Below are 21472 nucleotides of genomic sequence, written 5' to 3'. Positions count from 1 at the left end.
CAATGAAAAATTTACCGCAGGTTTACTGCAAAGGGTTAGGCACAATGCTAAGGTGGATTCGCTGAATATTTTCCGGGTGGTGTTGTCCGTCCGGACGTTAAGCCACGGGCAAGTTGCGCCATAATAGTCTGATGCTATTGATATGGCAGCTCAGACTGCACACAGTGCGCCCGGGCAGGGAACTCAGAGAAAGGAAGGTGTTTTGGAGTGAGCCTTTACCTCAAGCAATTTAGACACCCCAGAACATTGACTGCCAACGAAGAGAATGAAAATTAAAGCATGATGAAACTATGGTTTAATCGTTTAGCTGCCACTTGCCTTGCGGTGTGTGGTGGAGCCTGGAGTCACTTAGGGTATGCAGCTGACTCACATCAGGCGTTTAAAGATGCAGAGCGGGTGGCCTGGAGTGGTAACTATCAGGCGTTTAAGAGATCGCTTGCAGAACTCGATCATCCTCTAAAGCCTTATGTTGAGGCTACCTTTTATAAGCGTCATCCAAAACTTAAGTATCAGGAAGAGATTGGGCGCTTTTTGTCAATATATGATCATACGCCACTGGACTGGATGGTACGTAAGAGCTGGCTGAGCTACCTTAAGCGGCGCAACAAAAAAGCTTTGTTTATTGAACATTATCAGGATACCAGCAATGCGGAACTGAAATGTACCTATTTACAGTTTCAACTTGATCTGGGGGCGCCGGAAAAAGCCATTCTGGATCAGGTGGAGCCTTTGTGGGTGGTTGGTAAATCACAGCCGAAAGCCTGTGACAAGTTGTTTAGTCAATGGCAAAAAGCCGGGTATCGGACACAAGAGCTGGTATGGCAAAGGATCACCCATGCAGCGCAGGGTGGCCAGTCTTCATTGCTGAAATATCTGAAAACCCTGCTGCCGCGTAATGAAGCCTATCTGGCGGATCTATATCTTAAGGTGCGTCGCGATCCCAGCGCCTCAGCAGGCTTATACCGTTATAAGAAGCGCACCGCCAGAGAGGCTGAAATTGCCGTGTATGGTGTGCGCCGCTTGATCTGGCGCGATCCTAAGCTGGCACTGCGGGCCTGGGACAAATTGCAGGCGATGTTTACCTTTACCCAGGCGCAGCACGATAGTGTGGCCTATCGCTTTGCTTTGGCGCTGGCTTCCAAAGGGCATGAGCAGGCGAAGTTCTGGTTGAATAAAGTCCCTAAGGAGATGCAGGACAAGAAGCTGCGCCAGTGGCTGATGAGTAACATGCTCAAAGAACAGGACTGGGAAGGGATCGCGGTGTTGTTCACGGGCATGGATAACTTAAGTAACGGGCAAATATACTGGCTGGGCTACAGTTATGCCAAACGTAATCAGATGGAAAAGGCTCAGGCCTTGTGGCGGGAGATTGCGCCAAAACGTGATTACTATGGTTTCCTTGCTGCTGCGCGATTGGACTTACCTGCGCAACTCAATGCCGAGCCACTCAATGTGCCGCCCAGTATTGTTGCGAAAGTGTCGCAGGCGCCCGGATTTAAGCGGGCGAAGGCGTTGTACGAATTGGAGCGCTTCACCGCTGCACGACGTGAGTGGAATTATCTGACCAATACCTCAAGTACAGCGGAAAAGCTGGCGGCCTCGGTACTGGCGGCCGAGCTCGACTGGTATGACAGCACCATTTATACCCTGGCGCAGATCAAGGCCTGGAACTATGTGGATCTGCGTTTCCCAATGGCGTTCGATGATTTGTTTGAACGTTACAGCAAGCGTCATGACGTGGACCTGGCTTGGAGTTTTGCGATCGCCCGCAGAGAAAGTTCATTTGCCCCGGATGCCCGCTCGCATGCGGATGCATATGGGCTGATGCAGCTACTGCCCAGCACAGCTAAATATGTCGCTAAATCAAGGGTATCTACGCGCCAGTTGATGAAGCCCGCCACCAATATTCGCCTTGGAACAGATTACCTCGATTATCTTAAAGGTAAGAACAAGGGCAATGAGATCCTCGCTACGGCTTCTTATAATGCCGGTTTTCATCGGGTGAAGCGTTGGATCCCACAAGAAGCCATGCCAGCGGAGTTATGGATAGAGTTGATCCCATACCGGGAAACCCGTGATTACGTGAAAAACGTGATGGCGTATCGTCAGGTCTATCACACTAAATTGGGGCGGGATGGTAATATCCTGGCTGGGATCCTGGACATGCAGATCGGTGGTAAGTAAACACAGATTTGTTGGTCTGTCTCGCAACAGCGAGGCCGACCGCAGCCCACTTTACTTCTTTAAATCGGTAGCGCTATGTTAGACTCAGTCACAAGCGAATTAAATAAAAATGGGTACACCAATGGAACAATTAGCAAACTTGTATGCTGAGCATATTGCAACGCTGCAACAGCGTACAAAGACCATTATTGAACGTGAGAACCTGGATGGACTCGTGATCCACTCAGGACAAGCCAAACGCCAGTTTCTGGATGATATGTATTATCCGTTCAAGGTGAACCCTCAATTCAAAGCATGGTTACCGGTCATCGATAATCCGCACTGCTGGCTGGTGGTTAATGGCACAGACAAGCCTAAGCTGATCTTCTACCGTCCGGTGGATTTCTGGCACAAAGTACCGGATGAGCCGAGCGACTTCTGGGCCGACTACTTTGATATTCAACTGCTACTGCAGCCTGATCAGGTTGAGCAATTCTTACCGTACGACAAAGCCAGCCTGGCGTATATTGGTGAGTATCTTGAGGTGGCACAGGCACTGGGCTTTACTCAGATGAACCCTGAGCCGGTGATGAATTACCTGCACTTCCACCGTGCTTATAAGACCAGTTATGAGCTTACCTGCCTGCGCGAAGCAAATCGCCTTGCCGTGCTAGGTCATAAGGCTGCACGGGATGCTTTTTATGCCAAAGAGTCCGAGTATGGTATTCAGCAGGCTTACCTGCAAGCCACTGAGCATATGGAAAATGACACGCCTTATGGCAATATAGTGGCATTGAACGAAAACTGTGCCATTCTGCATTATACCCATTTTGAGCGCCGTGCTCCGCAGCAGCATGTGTCATTTCTGATCGATGCCGGTGCCAATTTTAATGGCTATGCATCGGATATTACCCGTACCTACGACTTTTCGCGCAAGGGCGAGTTTGCCGATCTGATCAAGGTGATGAACACCCATCAGATTGAACTGGGGCAGGCATTACAGCCAGGTAAGCTGTATGGTGAGCTACATCTGGATTGCCACAAGCGCGTTGCGCAGGTGCTGATAGATTTCGACATTGTTCGTGGTCTGAGTGTAGAAGGGATCCTGGAACAGGGGATTACGTCGACTTTCTTCCCGCATGGTCTGGGCCACCATCTAGGCTTACAAGTGCACGATATGGGTGGCTTCATGGCGGATGAGTTGGGGACACATCAGGCACCGCCAGAAGGTCATCCATTCCTGCGTTGTACGCGTAAGATTGAAGCCAACCAGGTGTTCACGATTGAGCCAGGCCTGTATTTTATTGATTCACTATTGGGCGAGCTGGCGCAAACCGACAACAAACAGTATGTAAACTGGGACAAGGTCGAGGCGTTTAAGCCGTATGGCGGCATTCGTATCGAAGATAATATTATTGTTCATGATGATCATCTTGAAAATATGACTCGGGATCTGGCGCTGGACTAAGCTTTGTCCTGTACCAAACTGAACTGTGTTAAACTGGGAGCCAAGTGCTCCCAGTGTTTTTTGTTGAATGCCCATGTCTGAATACGCCATTCCCAGCAGTCCCATATCTCATCACGAAGAAATTAAGAAAAGTACTTTTATTGTGCATATTGCCCATACGCCGACGATTGCTGATGCCAAAGCATTTATTCGCGCCATTAATGAGCAATATCCGGATGCACGACATAACTGCTGGGCCCATATCGCCGGTGCGCCGGGCGGCAGCCATGTACTGGGGTTTTCAGACGATGGGGAACCTAATGGTACAGCAGGTAAGCCGATGCTGAACGTGTTACTCGGCTCCGGGTTAGGTGAGATCACCGCGGTAACAACCCGTTATTTTGGCGGTATTAAGCTGGGAACAGGCGGCTTGGTGAGGGCCTATGGCGGGACGCTCAACAATGCCCTGGATACGCTGCCTACTCAAATAAAGATCCCCGCAAGCAAGTTGGTAGGTGAATCTGACTATGCGCTGCAGGGGAATATAGAGCAGCACTTCAGTAGCCAATACACCGTACTAAGTATAGATAAACAGTATGGCGCGACGATTCAGTGGGAAATTGAACTCGACAGCAGAGAGGCCAAAGCCGCCATCGCGTCAGTATATGATCTTACTCATGGAGCAGTCTCACTGACCCTCAAAGAGCCCTGAGCGGGGTTTCGCGGTTTACTAACCGAGTGATGTATTAGACAATCAGGTGTAATTACAATAACTCGCGAATCGCGCTATGCAATTTCGTACCATTATAAAGATACTCGGACAGCTTGTTGCGCTCTTTAGTCTGACTATGGTGCCACCGGCGCTGGTGTCTTTGATCTATAAGGACGGCGGCGGTGTGCCGTTTGTTCTGGCATTTATCTTTAGTGTTCTGATTGGCCTGATGGCCTACTACCCGAACCGCAAAGAGCAGGGCGATCTGAAAGCCAGAGAGGGCTTTTTGATTGTGGTCTTGTTCTGGCTGGTACTAGGGGCCTTCGCGGCCGTGCCGCTGATTTTCTTAAGTGAACCGAATCTGTCGTTTGCGGATGCCGTTTTTGAGGCGTTTTCCGGTCTGACAACCACAGGTGCAACAGTGCTGACGGGTATTGAGTATTTACCTAAGTCGGTGCTTTTCTATCGTCAGCAACTACAGTGGCTCGGCGGTATGGGGATCATCGTCTTGGCCGTTGCTGTACTACCTATGCTCGGCGTAGGTGGCATGCAGCTGTACCGGGCAGAAACGCCAGGCCCAGTTAAAGACTCCAAAATGACGCCGCGCATTGCCGATACCGCTAAGCACTTATGGTATATCTATGTGACGCTAACACTGGCCTGTACGTTGGCGTATGCCTGGGCAGGTATGAGCTGGTTTGATGCTATTTGCCATGCCTTTGCGACCATCGCCATTGGGGGGTTCTCAACCTATGATGCCTCGATTGGTTACTTCGACAGTCCGATGATCAATGCCATTTGCGTGTTCTTCCTGCTTATCGCAGCGGCCAACTTTTCCTTGCATTATGCCGCCGTGGCGGGTCGGAATATCAAGGTCTATTTCAGAGACCCTGAACTCAAAGTCTTTTTGTTTATTCAGCTGGCGCTGGTGGTCCTGTGTTTTGCGGTGCTGTCGTCCAAGCAGGTGTACAGCAATGGGGATGAAACCCTGGACCATGCTTTGTTTCAGGCGGTCTCTATCAGCACCACCGCCGGCTTTGCCACCGACAGCTTTGCAGCCTGGCCTTTGTTCCTGCCAATTCTGCTGATTTTTTCCAGTTTTATTGGGGGCTGTGCGGGCTCCACGGGCGGCGGTATGAAAGTCGTACGGGTATTTTTACTCTATCTGCAGGGGATCCGGGAGCTTAACCGCCTGGTGCATCCGCGTGCCATCTATTCAATTAAGTTAGGCCGTAAAGCGTTGCCCGATAAGGTCGTCGAAGCGGTATGGGGCTTTTTCTCAGCCTATGCATTGGTATTTGTGATCATCATGATTGCACTGCTGGGTACCGGGCTGGATAACATCACTGCTTTCTCTGCCACTGCGGCCTGTCTGAATAATTTGGGCCCGGGCCTCGGCGATGTGGCTGCACATTATGGTGACATTCCTGATTCTGCTAAATGGATCCTGACCATCGCCATGGTCTTCGGTCGCCTCGAAATATTTACCCTGCTGGTCCTCTTCACCCCCACATTCTGGCGTGGGTGAGGCACGGTCGCTACGCGACGACGAGTGACTTAACGTCACTCGGAGAGTGCCGGGGGCGCCGATCCGGAATACACCGCCATGGACGGCTTTGGGCGCCAATCTAAATTAGCTGGTTGAACGCGAGGCCGGGGGCGCCGAGCCGGAATATACCGCCATGGATGGCTTTGGATACCTATCGCTTGCTCACCCGCACATTGATGATTCCCTAAACTGATAGACCCTGATAAAGGTATATTTGTAAATTAAACGCATTTTTTTCATCTGAAAACATCACTTTTAAAATAATAATAGTGAATGAAAATCAGGTGGTTATGAGGTGTTGTGTAAATTTTTGCCTTCCTTTGGTTAACTCGGGTTAAAAAAATATATCAAAAAACGCAAAAAATGCATTTTTTCATTAGCGCTGATGTCATATTTGTATCGTCAGGGTTAAATCCCTACTTTTATAGTCTACCCACACAGGAAGGTGGGTGTTGCCAGATAACAAAACTATGAGGAATGGCCGAGATGTTTGCCATATCACATCAAAATAAATATAAAGCAATACAAGCAGGGATAGTCAGCCAGGTAAATCTGACCGACGGCGCCAGTGACTTAACTAACTGTGTGGCTCAGCTAAATCAGTATATGAGTGGGGCAGGGTGCTTGCAGTATGATCATTGTCTACCGTCGGCCCACGGCAGTGTGCCACTTTTGCGCTATGATGGTGTCGAAGTCAGCGAGTGTGTGATTGGTATTATCTCCGAGAATGCCTTGTGGCAAACGCGCACTTTGCCACCTCTGGTTATGAAAGACCAAACTGGTCGTCTGACACCCTGTGCACATGAACAGACGCTTGGGATTACCTTTATCACGAAGCGCAATGGCGAACCTATGCTGTTTTTCACTGAGCACTATGAGCAGCACCTGGCGTTAAGCACGCTGGAAGTACAAAGCCGTATGATGTCGCTCAGAGATGCTGCTGTATTATTGAAAGGATACCTGCAATAAGACTTAAGTAGCCCCTTTATTGGGTACTTGCCGTTATCTAAAAGGGATTTTACTGCTACACTATGGGCAGAGTCGTTAGTAGGGTTACAAGATGTTAAGGCGTAAAACGCAACGGAGCAGGAAGCACTTATCGCAGATCCCGGCAGGCAGTTTGATTGATATTGAAATTGTAATGCCAGCGAGTCGCAAACGCGTCCGTACAGAGTTTATCGGGGTGCTTGAAGACCAGTATATTATTTTAAACTATCCCAACCCTAAGCGACTCGGCGCGGCGGCAGATTATGTGAAGACAGGAACGGAAATCATTGTCCGGGCCCTGCCAGAAGACAGCGATGGTCAGATCATTGCTTTCAAAGAGAACATTAAAGCCATTAGTAATCACCCCGCGCGGCTTATTTTTCTTTACTACCCTCATGAAGTACAAACTTATCAGCTGCGTGCCCAAACTCGTGTACCAGCCCTAATACCAGCCATATTACAGTTGTCAGATTACAATGAAGTGGGTGTGATAAAAGACATTTCTCTGTCAGGCATGATGTTTGATATTCAAAAAGAGCATTTGCCCGACGATCTGGAGTCAGAAAACTGTGAAGTGCTGATTGAGGGCAAAGACGACAATGCCTCCGCGATAAAAGGCAAAGTGTGTCGTATTATAGAAAGTGCAGAGGGTAATGTGTCTTTAGGGATCCAGGTTGTGGGTCCGGATACGACCATTAAAGCAGTGCTAAAAGACTATTTGATCGATTTGTCGATTTTGTCTGATGAAGGTGAGAGCTAGCTGATCGGCATAAAGCCAGACCAGCTAGATAGCTAACCGCTTACACAAACAGTGCGCTGACCTGGAAGAGCTTTTCAACCACGCCAATCTGCTTTTTGTCGATCAGGAACATGATGACATGATCGCCCGACAGGATAATGGTGTCATCGTGGGCGATCAGTACTTCGTCGTCACGGACGATAGCGCCAATGGTAGTGCCCGCTGGTAGCTTGATGTCTCGAATCGCACGGCCCACCACTTTTGAGGTGTTTTCGTCACCATGGGCTACCGCTTCAATGGCTTCAGCAGCGCCCTTACGTAGTGAGTAAACGTTTACTATATCACCACGTCTGACATGCGTGAGCAAAGCCGAAATAGTCGCTTGCTGAGGTGAGATAGCTATGTCGATTTCTCCCCCCTGCACCAGGTCAACATAAGCACCTCGCTGAATGAGAACCATGGTTTTCTGGGCACCCATACGTTTAGCTAGCATGGCAGCCATGATGTTCGCTTCATCGTCATTGGTGACGGCAATAAAGACATCGACCTGTTCGATGTGCTCTTCGGATAACAACTCCTGATCTGAAGCATCTCCACAGAACACCACCGTATTGTCGAGCATTTCAGACAGAGAAGAGGCCCTGTCAAGATTACGCTCAATCAGCTTAACGCTGTGATTTTTCTCCAACGATCTCGCCAATCCCGCGCCGATATTACCGCCACCGGCAATCATAATTTTTCGATACGAACGTTCGAGTTTCTGCAGTTCATTCATAACTGCACGAATGTGCTTGGTTGCCGCGATAAAGAATACTTCATCATCGGCCTCTATCACTGTGGTACCCAAAGGTTTGATGGCTTTACCCTGACGATAAATCGCTGCCACCCGAGTATCAACATTGGGAATATGCTCTTTCAGCGCAGACAGGGCATAGCCAACCAACAGGCCACCATAATAGGCTTTAACGGCAACCAGCGATAACATACCATCAGCAAACTGCAGCACCTGTAATGCACCTGGATAATCGATCAGACGACGAATATAACGAGTAACCAATTGCTCCGGTGCGATATAGTGATCGACTGGCAGGTCATCATTATGGAATAGCTTCTCCCGATACTTCAGGTATTGCTCAGAGCGGATCCGAGCAATTTTAGTTGGCGTATTAAAAATACTATAGGCCACCTGACAGGCAATCATATTGACTTCATCCGAGCTGGTCACCGCAATAACCATATCGGCATCTTCGGCACCGGCCTGCCTGAGGACATCTGGATGTGCGCTGTGTCCCGTTACGCCTTGCAGATCATATTTGTCCTGCAATTCCCTCAGTCTCTCTCCGTCAATGTCTACGACGGTTATTTCGTTCTGTTCGCCGACCAGGTTTTCGGCCAGTGTACCGCCGACTTGTCCGGCGCCTAAGATGATGATTTTCATAAGCTAGTCTAGCGCTATTATTGTTTTTTCAGCCGTGCGTAATAAAAGCCATCGGTCTGGCCTGGTAACAGTTGCAGCCCTGGTTTTTCCGGCGTGTCTTGGTCATGCAGAGGCATAAGCTGAGCACCTTGGGTACGTGTTAAAAACGCTGTAACTTGCTCAGTATTTTCCTGGGGCAGTACGGAGCAGGTTGCATACACTAACGTACCACCAAGCTTCAGCAGAGGCCATATGGCATCTAAAATGCTGGCCTGTAGCGCTGCGAGTTCATCGATATCGGTTGCACGACGTAACCATTTGATGTCCGGGTGGCGGCGGATCACACCGGTTGCTGAGCAGGGTACGTCTAGCAAAATACGGTCAAATTGCTGGCCCTGCCACCAGTTATCCGGATTTGCCGCATCGGCTTCCAGACATTGGGCGCTGAGATGCAGACGTTTAAGGTTCTCGTCGACACGTTTCAGGCGCTCACCATCGGCATCCAACGCAATCACATTGGCATCGGCCAGTTCCAGAATATGGCAGGTTTTGCCACCAGGTGCGGCACACGCATCCAGAATGTGCTCGCCATCTTGTGGGTCTAGTAAACGGGCTGCCATTTGCGCTGCGGCATCTTGTACTGAGCTGGCACCCTGAGCAAAGTCTGGTAGCTGCTGCACATCCACAGGTTTGGTCAGCAAAATGCCATCCACAAAGTCTGAGTCCAGGGTATGGGCTATGCCTTCAGCATTGAGTCGTTCGGCATAGTCTGTGGTGCTCGACTGACGCTGGTTGACACGTAACCACATGGGAGCCTGTTGCTGGTTAGCGGTTAAAATCTCTTCCCAATGCTCCGGGTAAGCTGCCTGTAGCTTTTTGATAAACCAGCCCGGGTGGTTGTATTTGCATACCGGGATGGCGTCGGCGCTGGCTTCTAACGTGTCCTGAGCGCGCTGAAAGTTACGCAATACCGCGTTGATCAGTCCTTTCAGGCCCGGCGCCTGCAGCTTATTGGCCGCATTGACCGTTTCGGCGACGGCTGCGTGAGCGGGCACTCGCATATGTTGTAGCTGATAAATACCGACATACAACAAAAACTGAAAAACCCGATTCTTGCCCTTAAGTGGTTGCTCAAGTAGTTGCTGGCAATAGTGCTCCAGGCTGGGCAAATAACGCAAGACACCATAACAGATCTGTTGTAACAGGGCGCGGTCCTTTACCGGCAACTGACGGCTGGCATAGGGCAGTTGGGCCGTCAGAGACTGGCCTTTATCAACAACCTGAAACAGGGTTTGCGCGGCGAGCGCGCGTACGTTGGCCATCAGGCACCCACCTGGCTACCAGGGGTTACCCAGTCGCTTCGGCCATTTAAAAAGTCTTGTGCCGACATCGGCTTTTTACCTTGAGGCTGAAGTTGTGTGATAGTCAGTGCTTGCTCACCACAGGCTATGGTGATGCCGGTTTTATCGGCACTAAGCACCTGTCCGGGTGTGCCTTGCTGTGCAACTACGCTTGCCTGCCAGACTTTCACGGTTTGGCCTTGCATCTGCGTGTAGCAAACTGGCCAGGGATTGAAGGCGCGGATGTTACGTTCAATTTGTACCGCGTCCATTGCCCAGTCTATATTGGCTTCTTCTTTAGACAGCTTTTTGGCGTAATTGGCCTGTGCGTCATCCTGTGGCTCGGCACTAAGCTTGTCTTCGGCCAGTTTGTTCAGTGTCTCTACTAATGCATCAGGTCCTAGTTCAGCCAGTTTGTTATACAAGCTGGCGCTGGTTTCGTTTGCATCAATCGGACAGGTGGCAATGTGCAGCATATCGCCGGTATCCAGACCTTCATCCATTTGCATAATGGTGACACCGGTCTCTTTATCGCCAGCCCAGATAGCCCGTTGAATGGGCGCCGCGCCGCGCCAGCGTGGCAGAATTGAACCATGGACATTCAGACAGCCAAGCCGTGGTGTATCCAAAATGGCTTTGGGTAACAGCAGACCATAAGCCACGACCACCATGACATCGGCATTTAGCGCGGCAAGCTCTGCCTGTGCGTCGTCAGACTTGAGTGATTGTGGCTGGTAGACGGGCAGGTTGTGCTCCAGTGCCAGGGTTTTTACTTCGCTGGCTTTGAGTTTTTTACCGCGACCGGCAGGGCGGTCTGGTTGGCTGTATACAGCAACAACGTCGTGGTGTGATGCGATTAGCGCTGCCAAATGCTTGGCAGCAAAATCCGGGGTGCCCGCAAAGACAATACGCAGAGATTTGCTCACTTGAGGTTCCAGTTAGGTAGTAATTGTAGTTGGAAACGGCACGCTTACGCGCGCGCCGCCAGTTTGGCTTCTTTTTCGATTTTTTTACGGATCCGCTGGCGTTTCAGCGGCGACAAGTAATCGATGAACAACTTGCCTTGCAGGTGATCCAGTTCGTGCTGAACACAAACGGCCAACAAGCCATCAGCATCAAACTCATAGCTTTCGCCATGTTCATTGAGGGCTTTTACTTTCACGGTTTCAGCGCGATCGACTTTGGCATAGGAATAAGGCACAGATAAGCAGCCTTCTTCACTGATAGTCGAGCCATCTTTGGCAATGATTTCCGGGTTGATCAGCACGCGCGGTTCATCGCGTTCCTCTGAAACGTCGATCACCACGATACGCTGGTGGATGTCTACCTGCGTAGCTGCAAGGCCAATACCATTTTCTTCATACATAGTTTCCAGCATATCCGCGACAATCTGGCGGATCTCGTCATTTACTTCGGCAACCGGTTTCGCAACCGTGCGCAAACGCTCATCAGGAAAACTCAGTACTGCTAACTTAGCCATAGATACCTTTTACACTTGAATTAAATGGGGTAATGTATGCTCTTATTTTAGCCATTCACGTTCCCCTTTAACAGGTTTTGGTGGATAATATCGAAAAATAACTCAAGGAAGCCTGCATGAAATCTCATATTGCCGCCCTTTTGCTGGCAACGAGTGCTGTTTTTCCTGCCTTAGCACAAACGCTGGCGGTTAAAACCAGTGCGCCCGAGCGTTATGTGGTTAAAAAAGGGGATACCCTTTGGGATATTTCCAGTCTGTATCTGAACAGTCCCTGGAAGTGGCCTGCCTTGTGGCAGTGGAATCCACAAATCAAAAATCCGCATCTGATTTATCCCGGGGACGTGTTATCGCTGCACTACGACAGTGAAGGCAATCCGCGCTTGAGTCTGGCTAAGGGCGTACGTCGACTATCCCCTCAGGTTCGTGTCGTAAGCGATAAAAATCAAGCCATACCCACGTTACCATTGGCGGTAATGGAACCTTTTATGCGTTTTGAGCAAGCGCTGGGTGCTGGTGACTTTGCTGAGCTGCCAATGGTTCTGGGATCAAACTTTAACTACAAAATGAATATTGAAGGTCATCTTTTGTATGTTAAAGGGGATCTGCCGCGTGGTGGCAATTATGGCATATATCGTAAGGGAGATGCCTATCGGGATCCTGATAACGGTGCGATATTGGCGTATGAGTCGATCCTGGTAGGAACGGCTCGGGTGATCAGAACTGGCAACATTGAAGCCGGTGAGCCGAGTACCGTTAAGATTGAGTCGGTTCGTCGTGAAGTGAAGCCCAGTGATGTACTGATGCCCATATCCAGCGGACAAACTTATTCTGCGAATTTCAAAATGACTCAACCAATGCAGGCTATCTCTGGCAATATCATCGCCAGCAGTAATAAGTTGCGCGAGTTCAGTACCATGGCTGTTGTGGTTATCGACTTAGGTCGTAAAGACGACCTGCAAGAGGGGAACGTACTTGCAATCCATCGTCAGTCACCTACAGTGATTGAAAAGGAGACTGGCCCCAGTTATATCGAAGATGCCAGCAGCCTGGATAAAGTCATCACAGAAGTCAGTGAATGGTTTGGTGAAGACAATGATGAAGACAGTGTCGTCTGGCACATGCCTAAGGAAAAGGTTGGCGAGCTGATGCTGTTCAAAGTGTATGACAATATCAGTTATGCCATGGTCACTAAGACACGCCAGCCCGTACGAGTAGGAGACTCTGTTAGCAGCCGCTAAGGTCCTTCTCTTGTTTGGGCAAGCTGAATGAATTAATTTCAGCACGACAACAAGCTCAGGGAGGGAGCATGACAACATTGGATTTACGTCACAGCCTGGCATTGAGGATATGTCCCGGGCTGGGTAGCACCACGCTTGAGCGGGCTATGCAACATCTCGCGCCCGCTGAACTCTTTACTGTTTCGCCACTCAGATTGCGCGAAGTTGGGTTGCCCCAGGAAGCAATCCAATACCTGCAGGCGCCAGACTGGCATTTTGTCGATACCCTTGTTCAGCAGTGTATTGCGCAGCATATTCAATTGGTTGGTTACTTTGATGCCGCCTATCCCCCATTATTAAAACAGATCAGCAGTGCGCCTTTGATGCTCTTTTGTAAAGGGCGATTGTCTTTATTATCTCAACCACAAATTGCCATTGTAGGGAGTCGGAATGCCACAGCTACCGGATTGGATATCGCCAGAGAGTTTGGTCGCGCGCTCAGTGATGTGGGTATGGCTGTGACTTCCGGGCTTGCCAGGGGTGTCGATGGCGCGGCGCACCAGGGCGCGTTGAGTCAGGGAGGGGCTACCTTGGCTGTGCTTGGTACCGGAGTCGATGTGGTGTATCCACGCAGACACAGCCGGCTTTATCAGCAGGTAGCGGAACAGGGACTGTTGATCAGCGAATTTCTCCCCGGCAGTCAGCCCAAGGCGGAGCACTTTCCTCGTCGTAACCGGATTATTTCCGGGTTGTCATTAGGGGTACTGGTTGTAGAAGCCGAAATAAAGAGTGGTTCTTTAATCACAGCGCGATATGCGCTGGAGCAAAACAAAGAAGTATTTGCGGTGCCCGGATCGATCCGCAACCCCTTATCTCAGGGGTGTCATCATTTATTGAAAGACGGCGCAAAATTAACGGAGCGAGTCGAGGATATTCTCGAAGAGGTAAGATTTTTCTCCGAAAACGGTCTATATATAGTAGAAAGTGACAAAAAACAGGAGCACTGCCCCGTATTGCAAAATCTCGGCTTTGAGGTAACCAGTGTAGATACCTTATCGCAGAGGACCCAGTGGCCAGTAGAGAAGGTGCTTGCCAGACTGCTGGACCTTGAGCTTGAAGACAAAGTAGAACGCGTATTAGACGGCTACATCAAATTAGCGAGGGGTTAATTATGTTTGATATCCTAATGTATTTATTCGAGAACTATATTCACAGCGAAGCGGATATCTTCGTCGAGCAAAATGAACTGACAGATGAACTGGTCGGGGCCGGTTTCAATCAAGACGAGATTTATAAAGCACTGGACTGGCTGGAGCAACTAGCCGATTTACAGCAGTCTGATGAAATTCCTTATTTAAACGCCCGCCCGGATAGCGCGATCCGGATCTACACTGAGCAAGAATGTGCCATGCTGGACATTGAGTGCCGGGGCTTTTTAATGTTTGTTGAGCAAATTGGGGTGATAGACAGCACCACCCGTGAAATGGTCATAGACCGCCTATGTGCACTCGATAAACCGGCCATCTGTCTGGACGATTTAAAATGGGTGATCCTGATGGTACTGTTTAATGTGCCTGGTAAAGAACATGCCTATGCCCAGATGGAAGACCTGATCTTCGAAGAACCCACAGGTCCGTTGCATTAATCCCCCTACATTTATTGAGGAGCACAGCTTCGTTAGGTCAGGCGTATAGCCTGACTGGCGCTTCTTTGTTCCTTATATCACTTTCCCTTGATACTATTATGGGCGCAAAACCATTGGGGTGAAGTGGACGGGGACTTGTTATGAGTAAAATAGATCATTCATTGTTTAATGCAGACCAGCATGCCCTGGAGCGGGAGTACGAAGTATGCCCCAAGTGTGGCTCTGAACTGGTGATCAAACACAGTAAGTCGGGCCCTTTCCTTGGTTGTGCCAGTTATCCCGCGTGCGATTATATTCGCGCCATCGCCCATCATGATAACCATGATATCAAGGTGCTCGAAGACAGTGCCTGCCCTTTGTGTAGCGAGCCGCTGGTAGTGCGCAATGGTCGCTACGGGATGTTTATCGGCTGTACTGGCTATCCTCAGTGCCACTATATTGCCCACGATGAAGAGCCCGAAGAAGCGCCGGGCCCGTCCTGCCCCAAATGCCATAAAGGCACCTTACATAAACGCAAGAACAAGTACGGCAAGTTTTTTTATGCCTGTGATACCTATCCACAATGCAAGTACAGTGTGAATCATCCGCCGATTGCACACCCTTGTGAGGCGTGCGGCTGGCCCGTCATGGTGCAAAAACACCGGGGTGGAAAAGCTGTGCTACAATGCCCGCAGAAAGTTTGTCAGCATACAATTGAGGAGCCTCAGTGAGCGAACAAGATACGCAACGTCAGTTACCCCAAAATGCCGTCGAAGCATTACAACAGGGGGGGCTGATCTGTTACCCGACCGAAGCCATTTTTGGTCTGGGCTGTGATCCCGATAACGAACAAGCCGTCCATGCGCTGTTGGCACTGAAAGACCGCCCGGTAGAAAAAGGGCTGATCCTAATTGCCGATAATTTTGCCCAGTGTTTGCCGTACGTCGATGACAGTAAAATCCCGCAGGACAAACGCGCAGAAATATTTTCATCCTGGCCCGGCCCGGTGACTTGGCTGTTACCAGTTAAAGCGAGCGCACCAGAGTGGGTGACGGGTGGCAACCCGAGTATTGCAATTCGAGTGACCGATCACCCTGTAGTAAAAGAGTTGTGTCAGGCGTTTGGCAAACCGATTGTTTCTACCAGTGCTAACTTCAGTGGTGAAGAGCCGGCTAAGACCTTGGTTGAAGCTCAGGCGGCATTTGGTGATCGGGTGGCATTTTATCAGGCAGGTGAGCTGGGTAAACAAACTAGCCCAAGTCAGATCCGTGATGCCTTAAGTGGCAAAATCATAAGGAGTTAATGACGTTGAGTCAGGTAAACCTAGAATCCGTTAAAGCTTTCTTGCTTGCCCTGCAGGACGAAATTTGTCAGGGTCTGGAACAAGCGGACGGCAGTGGCAAGTTTATTGAAGACGCGTGGCAGCGTGAAGAAGGCGGTGGTGGTCGTACACGTGTAATGCGCGACGGCGCGGTGATAGAGCAGGGGGGCGTGAACTTCTCCCACGTCTATGGCGCGTCAATGCCAGCTTCGGCCACAGCCCATCGACCTGAACTGGCTGGGCGTAGCTTTCACGCCTGTGGTGTGTCTTTGGTGATCCACCCTAAAAATCCGCATATTCCTACAAGTCACGCGAACGTGCGTTTCTTTATAGCTGAGAAAGAAGGCGAAGAACCTATCTGGTGGTTCGGTGGCGGATTCGATTTGACCCCATTCTATCCAGTGCTTGAGGATGTCAAGCACTGGCACACTGTTGCCAAAGAGGTATGTGACCCCTTTGGAGAGCAGGTCTATGATGATTATAAAAAATGGTGTGACGATTACTTCTATCTCAAGCACCGCAAAGAAACCCGGGGTGTGGGAGGTTTGTTCTTTGACGATCTGAACCAGTGGGGTTTTGACACCAGCTTTGCCTTTATGCAAGCCGTAGGCAAAGGCTTCCTGGATGCCTATGTGCCCATCATGGAAAAGCGTAAAGATACGCCGTTCAGCGAAGCGCAGCGCCAGTTCCAGTTATATCGCCGCGGCCGATATGTGGAGTTTAACCTGGTCTGGGACCGTGGCACTTTATTTGGCCTGCAAACGGGTGGACGGACAGAGTCTATTCTGATGTCGATGCCACCGCTGGCACGCTGGGAATATGACTTTACGCCGGCCGAAGACGCGCCAGAAGCTTTATTGTACAAGCACTTTCTGCGTCCGCGAGACTGGTTGGCGATGTCTACGCTAGATGACTAATTTGATAACATAATAATACCAATTTCACTTAATACCTGTTCAATTTGACGGAGCAAATAGGGCGCTAACGGCGTTAAAAATTTCTTATTTAGAACAACTAAATAGCAAAATTTTTGCCTTGTTATCGACCCTATTTTCTCGCCTCAAAATAGAACACTTAATTAAGCAAATTGGTATAAAAAAGGCGCCGGTGGCGCCTTTTTTAGTATCAGGGGAGTGTTACTCCAATCGGAAACTACGCACCTGCTCATCCAAAGAGCGGGCGAGGTCGAGCAGGTTTTCACTGATCTGTTTGCTGCCATGAGCATCAATCAGAGATTGTTCAGCGTTGTCTCGAATTGCCACCACACTTTGATTGATCTCCTCTGCGGCCAGATTCTGCTGCTCCGTTGCATCGGCAATTTGCACATTCAATGCGTTGATCTCATGCATCTGATTTGAAATGTCCTTGAGTGCTTGTGCCACCTGCTTCACCTGCATGGCGCGATCATCCGCTTCCTCACAAGACGCGCTCATGGCACTCACGGTTTGTGCTGCTTCGTTTTGCAGTTTGTCTATAGTGCGTTTGATTTCGTCGGTTGAATCATGCGTTCGGGTGGCCAGGGTACGCACTTCGTCGGCAACTACCGCAAACCCGCGGCCTGCTTCACCGGCGCGAGCCGCTTCGATGGCGGCATTCAGTGCCAGTAAGTTTGTTTGTTCGGCAATGCTGCTGATCACTTCCAGTACTTTACCGACTTCCAGGGTTTGTGTCTGAAGCTGGCTAACCTGTTCTGCCGCCTGGCGCACATCGCGTGCCAGCTGATTAATGCTTTGCTCTGTACGTTCTGCCACAGCCATGCTTTGCTCGGCAAGGTGGTTACTGCTGTCAGATTTTTCAGACGCAAAATGAGTGGTGTTCTTTACCTCACTGGACGAACTTTCCAACTCATTGATCGCAGCGGCAACTGAGTCCGTGCCTTGCTTTTGCTCCTGAATAGCCCGCTCGGTCGTATCGGCGGCATTGTAGATCTGCTCGGCAGACTGGATCAGCACATGCGATGAGGCCGACACCTGAGCAATGTTGTCTTTAAACGACGCCATCATCTTATTAAAGTTGATGGCCAGCCTACCCAGTTCATCATCTATGGTATCGTCGATACGCAGCGACAGATCTTTGTTCTGGGTTGCCAGGCGCATTGTGCGACCCAGCGTTTTCAGACGCACAATAAAGAGCTTGCGGAAGATAACACCCAGAATGACAAACGTCGTAGCAAAGATGCCCGTCAGTAAACCTGTGCTGATCCAGGTGTTGCTGTGTACCGTGTCGTCAATATCTTCAAGAGAGTAACTGATCCGCACTGCACCGAGCACGTCGCCTTCTTGGGCCTGATGGCAACCGAGGCAGTTAGTCCCTTTATAGTCTTCTTTTGCGACCATCGGCTTGAGATAAGTCATGATACGTTTGCCATCGCGCTGTTCAATGACCAGGGTTTCCTGACCCCGTAATGCTGCCCGCTCGACCTCGCTGGTGGGTTGCTGATTGGGGTTACCCATGCCATACAGCTTATTGATTTTATCGCCCCGAATAATATGCGCGTCTTCAATATTATCGTGATTGCGCATCTTATCGCTGAGGATCTCGCGGTTTGCCATGGTGCCGGTAAGCATCATGGTATTGATCGAATCGAAATAATTGTCTGCCAATAAGCGAATATTGGTCTCGACGGTTTCTTCGGCCAGTTGTTTTTGTTGGCTTGAGTTACTTAAAATACTGGCGATCAGCACCAGTACGCCTGTAATGGCAAGCAACGCATAAATTTTATGTTGAATGGATTTCACACGCATCGCACCTAAAAAAAGCAGAGCCGTTATTATGCGTGTTTAGTAACCAGGGCAGTTTGACTTAGCGCAAAAAATTATTGCGCTAATTTAATATAAAATTAATACTTTAGTCGTGATTTATCATGTGTGTGGCTAATTGAGCCAGCGATTTTCGCAATCCTTCTCGTAACAAAGGGTTGTCGACTTCCTGATCAAGGGCTTTGTCCATGCAGTACATCCACTGATCGCGGAGGTCTTTATTTATTGTAAATGGCATATGACGCATTCTGAGTCTGGGGTGACCATATTGCTCTGCAAATAAGTCCGGGCCGCCCAGCCAGCCGGACAGAAACTCGAAAAATACCTGGCGGATGCGATCCAGTGGTAACGGGTGCATGTCGTATAAAGGCTTAGCGTAGGGGTCACTTTCCATAATGTCATAGAAGCGGTTGGCCAGCGCTCGGGTGCCAGCTTCGCCACCGATGATCTCATATGGCGTTTTCTCTGGCGTCGGAGCCTGGTGTGTTGCATCTGAGGATGGATTGTCACTTGCATCTTGATTAAAGATGCGTTTAATTAACTGCTTCATATAACATCACTATATCGTTAGGCCGTTCAATGGATAAATACGCGGTTTTTGGAAACCCGATTAAACATTCTAAATCTCCTGCCATTCATACGCAATTTGCCGGTCAGTTTAATTCGGTCATTGAGTACCGTGCCATACTGGCTGAATTATCTGAATTCGAATCGACTGTAATGGAATTCTTTGCCCAGGGTGGCCAGGGTGCCAATGTCACCTTACCCTTTAAAGAACGTGCGTATCAATTGGCTGGGCAGTTGACGGAGCGAGCCAGGTTAGCCGGTGCGGTCAATACATTGAAGCCTCAGCCAGATGGAACATTACTGGGGGACAATACTGATGGAGCAGGCTTAGTTGCTGATTTATTGCGTCATACAGAAACCTTATCAGGCGCCAGAATTCTGCTGATTGGCGCGGGAGGCGCTGCGCGAGGCTGTATATATCCACTGTTGCAGGCCGGGGCTGCGAGTGTGGTGATTGCCAATCGTACCGCAGAAAAAGCACAGCAACTTGCCCAGTTATTTGGCGAGTATGGTGAGGTTCAGGGCGTCGCACTAAATGACATTCCCGAAAAGCACTATAACCTGGTGATTAACTCAACGTCATCGAGTGTGACAGGGCAGGTGCCTGATATCGCCCCTCAACATGTTAGTAACTGTTCGCTCGCGTACGATATGTTTTATAGCGATCAACAAACTGCCTTTTTAGCTTGGGTCGCTGAGTATAATGCGAAAGCGCTCTGTGTGGATGGTATGGGTATGCTGGTGGGACAAGCCGCTGAAGCGTTTGCCTTGTGGCGAGGTAAAATGCCTGAGGTTGCCCCGGTGCTCAATGCAATGAAAGAGGGCAGGCTATGAATCAACAGATACTGATCAATGATGATATTCACTTCGATGACACACGCAATTGCTTGGTATTCACTGCGATGGTATCGGGGATGCTGGTTTCTTGTGTGATTGCGACAGTGCTACCAAGAGAGCTGGCGCTCACGCATTTTAAAGCACACCAGTTTGATTACGAAATGCAAGCCGAGCAGCTTATAGAAGATGAAGCATACTCGGCACAAGGAGAAATAGAGTTAGTCCAGCTCTGAGAGGTAGTCATCCTTTAACTCGACATAGTTCTGCGCCGATGTCTTTAGAAACGCAATCTCCTGCTCGTTGAGCGGACGAGCCTGTTTAACCGGGCTGCCAACATACAGGTAGCCCGACTCCAGGCGTTTATTTGGTGGTACTAAGGCACCCCCTCCTATGATCACATCGTCTTCAACTACGACATTGTCCATAACGATCGCGCCCATACCCACCAGGATGCGATTACCCAGCTGGCAGCCATGTAACATCACTTTGTGACCAACGGTCACATCATCTCCAATGATCAAAGGGTAACCATCCGGGTTTGAAGCGCTTGAACGAGTAAGATGTAATACGCTGCCATCCTGAATGTTGGTGCGTTTACCAATCTTTATATAGTTCACGTCTCCTCGTGCTGCGACCAAAGGCCAGACACTGCTGTCTTCGCCTACTTCAATATCGCCAACCAGAACGGCGCTTTCATCCACATACACACCGGCGGCTAATTTTGGGGTTTTGCCTTTATAACTTCTACCTTTGTATTTATTTGTCATTTTAGTATCCCTTTTTTACCTGCTGTTACCGCTACTCTCGGTACTGAGTTCAGTGTAGAGCTTTGCTCTATAGATCTCCAGCCCCGTAAAAAGCGCAATATTGCATGTTTTACATGCATTTTTGCGCCTTCTGGTATGATTTTCATTCGAACGCACCGTTTTTCTCACTTTTCTTCAAAAAAGGGGTTGCGCTGAGTTTCGATTTCCCTATAATGCGCATCCACCGACACGGGGCACAACGCTGAAAAGCAACGAGTCAAGTGAAGGGAAAGCCAAACGAAAAGCTTAATTAAGAAAAATTAAATTTTCTAGTTGACTTTAACAGTGAAGCGGTTAATATGGCGCTCCACTTCGCAGCAAGGCTGCGGTAACTAACCAAGGTTAGTTACACTGTTCTTTAAAAATATAAAGCAATCATCTGTGTGGGCACTCGTACAGATTGAGTTCTAACAGCAAATTTCAGTTTTACTGAATGACGCACAAAAATTTAGAGTCTCAACTGAACTGAGTGACTAACATAGTCAATTCGTTTTGATTTTACTTTTT

The 21472-nt window shown here is 49.4% G+C and carries 21 protein-coding genes; 14 read left to right on the top strand and 7 right to left on the bottom strand.

Annotated features, from left to right (window positions below; all coding sequences use genetic code 11):
- The first annotated feature begins 282 nt into the window (after positions 1–282).
- The 6 genes from ACXAH1_RS23220 to ACXAH1_RS23195 all read left to right on the top strand — a co-directional run bounded on the left by ACXAH1_RS23220 (position 283) and on the right by ACXAH1_RS23195 (position 7618).
- A complete protein-coding gene (locus ACXAH1_RS23220) occupies positions 283–2184 on the top strand; it encodes a transglycosylase SLT domain-containing protein (protein WP_475200001.1) in 1902 nt (633 codons plus the stop codon).
- Positions 2185–2305: 121 nt separating this feature from the next.
- The gene (gene pepQ / locus ACXAH1_RS23215) at positions 2306–3631 is read left to right on the top strand and encodes a Xaa-Pro dipeptidase (protein WP_475199984.1); all 1326 of its coding nucleotides are present in this window, start codon (positions 2306–2308) and stop codon (positions 3629–3631) included.
- 73 nt (positions 3632–3704) lie between these two features.
- Entirely contained in the window at positions 3705–4322 is a 618-nt protein-coding gene (locus tag ACXAH1_RS23210) for a YigZ family protein (RefSeq protein WP_253110873.1), read from the top strand.
- Between the two features lie 76 nt (positions 4323–4398).
- On the top strand, positions 4399–5850 hold the full coding sequence (locus tag ACXAH1_RS23205; protein ID WP_046004757.1) for a TrkH family potassium uptake protein: 1452 nt from the start codon (positions 4399–4401) through the stop codon (positions 5848–5850).
- A 507-nt stretch (positions 5851–6357) separates the two neighbouring features.
- The gene (locus ACXAH1_RS23200; protein WP_475199982.1) at positions 6358–6840 is read left to right on the top strand and encodes a hypothetical protein; all 483 of its coding nucleotides are present in this window, start codon (positions 6358–6360) and stop codon (positions 6838–6840) included.
- Between the two features lie 91 nt (positions 6841–6931).
- Positions 6932–7618, top strand: coding sequence for a flagellar brake domain-containing protein (locus tag ACXAH1_RS23195; RefSeq protein WP_138550125.1), 687 nt, complete (start codon positions 6932–6934; stop codon positions 7616–7618).
- 40 nt (positions 7619–7658) lie between these two features.
- Here the strand turns inward: ACXAH1_RS23195 and trkA are convergent, their stop codons facing one another.
- Genes trkA through def form a run of 4 tightly spaced genes read right to left on the bottom strand, consistent with a single transcriptional unit; the run spans position 7659 to position 11834 of the window.
- Positions 7659–9035 carry a Trk system potassium transporter TrkA gene (trkA, locus tag ACXAH1_RS23190; RefSeq protein ID WP_054016216.1) on the bottom strand — a complete coding sequence of 459 codons (1377 nt, stop codon included), beginning with the start codon at positions 9033–9035 and terminating at the stop codon, positions 7659–7661.
- Between the two features lie 17 nt (positions 9036–9052).
- Complete coding sequence (gene rsmB / locus ACXAH1_RS23185) at positions 9053–10336, bottom strand: 16S rRNA (cytosine(967)-C(5))-methyltransferase RsmB (RefSeq protein ID WP_475199980.1); 1284 nt, start codon at positions 10334–10336, stop codon at positions 9053–9055.
- A complete protein-coding gene (gene fmt / locus ACXAH1_RS23180; RefSeq protein ID WP_475199978.1) occupies positions 10336–11280 on the bottom strand; it encodes a methionyl-tRNA formyltransferase in 945 nt (314 codons plus the stop codon). The genes rsmB and fmt overlap by 1 nt, the downstream gene beginning before the upstream one ends.
- Before the next feature lie 44 nt (positions 11281–11324).
- Positions 11325–11834, bottom strand: a complete 510-nt coding sequence (gene def / locus ACXAH1_RS23175; RefSeq protein ID WP_138550122.1) for a peptide deformylase — start codon at positions 11832–11834, stop codon at positions 11325–11327.
- A gap of 116 nt (positions 11835–11950) precedes the next feature.
- On the opposite strand from def, the gene ACXAH1_RS23170 reads away from it, so the two are divergent.
- The 6 genes from ACXAH1_RS23170 (at position 11951) to hemF (ending at position 16913) form a co-directional block, all read left to right on the top strand.
- Positions 11951–13072, top strand: a complete 1122-nt coding sequence (locus ACXAH1_RS23170) for a LysM peptidoglycan-binding domain-containing protein (RefSeq protein WP_253110902.1) — start codon at positions 11951–11953, stop codon at positions 13070–13072.
- 68 nt (positions 13073–13140) lie between these two features.
- Positions 13141–14220, top strand: a complete 1080-nt coding sequence (dprA, locus tag ACXAH1_RS23165) for a DNA-processing protein DprA (RefSeq protein WP_475199976.1) — start codon at positions 13141–13143, stop codon at positions 14218–14220.
- 2 nt (positions 14221–14222) lie between these two features.
- Entirely contained in the window at positions 14223–14696 is a 474-nt protein-coding gene (locus tag ACXAH1_RS23160; protein ID WP_054016221.1) for a DUF494 family protein, read from the top strand.
- Between the two features lie 140 nt (positions 14697–14836).
- Positions 14837–15406 carry a DNA topoisomerase family protein gene (locus tag ACXAH1_RS23155; protein WP_475199973.1) on the top strand — a complete coding sequence of 190 codons (570 nt, stop codon included), beginning with the start codon at positions 14837–14839 and terminating at the stop codon, positions 15404–15406.
- Positions 15403–15978: an L-threonylcarbamoyladenylate synthase type 1 TsaC gene (gene tsaC, locus ACXAH1_RS23150; protein ID WP_475199971.1), complete on the top strand. Its 576-nt coding sequence runs from the start codon at positions 15403–15405 to the stop codon at positions 15976–15978. The genes ACXAH1_RS23155 and tsaC overlap by 4 nt, the downstream gene beginning before the upstream one ends.
- Positions 15978–16913: an oxygen-dependent coproporphyrinogen oxidase gene (gene hemF / locus ACXAH1_RS23145; RefSeq protein WP_475199969.1), complete on the top strand. Its 936-nt coding sequence runs from the start codon at positions 15978–15980 to the stop codon at positions 16911–16913. Before tsaC ends, hemF begins: the two co-directional genes overlap by 1 nt.
- Before the next feature lie 219 nt (positions 16914–17132).
- Here the strand turns inward: hemF and ACXAH1_RS23140 are convergent, their stop codons facing one another.
- Together ACXAH1_RS23140 and ACXAH1_RS23135 are read right to left on the bottom strand one after the other, a co-directional pair.
- Positions 17133–18740 carry a methyl-accepting chemotaxis protein gene (locus tag ACXAH1_RS23140; RefSeq protein WP_475199966.1) on the bottom strand — a complete coding sequence of 536 codons (1608 nt, stop codon included), beginning with the start codon at positions 18738–18740 and terminating at the stop codon, positions 17133–17135.
- Between the two features lie 103 nt (positions 18741–18843).
- Entirely contained in the window at positions 18844–19305 is a 462-nt protein-coding gene (locus ACXAH1_RS23135; protein WP_125718693.1) for a group II truncated hemoglobin, read from the bottom strand.
- Between the two features lie 29 nt (positions 19306–19334).
- Here ACXAH1_RS23135 and aroE point away from each other — a divergent pair, with 29 nt between their 5' ends.
- Both aroE and ACXAH1_RS23125 read left to right on the top strand, forming a co-directional pair.
- Positions 19335–20156, top strand: a complete 822-nt coding sequence (gene aroE / locus ACXAH1_RS23130; RefSeq protein ID WP_475199964.1) for a shikimate dehydrogenase — start codon at positions 19335–19337, stop codon at positions 20154–20156.
- Positions 20153–20392 (top strand): DUF1488 family protein, encoded by a 240-nt coding sequence (locus tag ACXAH1_RS23125; protein WP_475199962.1) that lies wholly within the window; start codon positions 20153–20155, stop codon positions 20390–20392. Before aroE ends, ACXAH1_RS23125 begins: the two co-directional genes overlap by 4 nt.
- On the opposite strand, the gene ACXAH1_RS23120 is transcribed toward ACXAH1_RS23125, so the two are convergent.
- A complete protein-coding gene (locus ACXAH1_RS23120; protein WP_253110935.1) occupies positions 20378–20926 on the bottom strand; it encodes a gamma carbonic anhydrase family protein in 549 nt (182 codons plus the stop codon). The genes ACXAH1_RS23125 and ACXAH1_RS23120 overlap by 15 nt on opposite strands.
- Positions 20927–21472: the final 546 nt, after the last annotated feature.

The sequence above is a fragment of the Pseudoalteromonas sp. AWH4_217 genome, assembly GCF_056161105.1.
The sequence above is the reverse complement of the archived record's forward strand: the minus strand, read 5'-3'. Positions and strand labels throughout refer to the sequence as shown.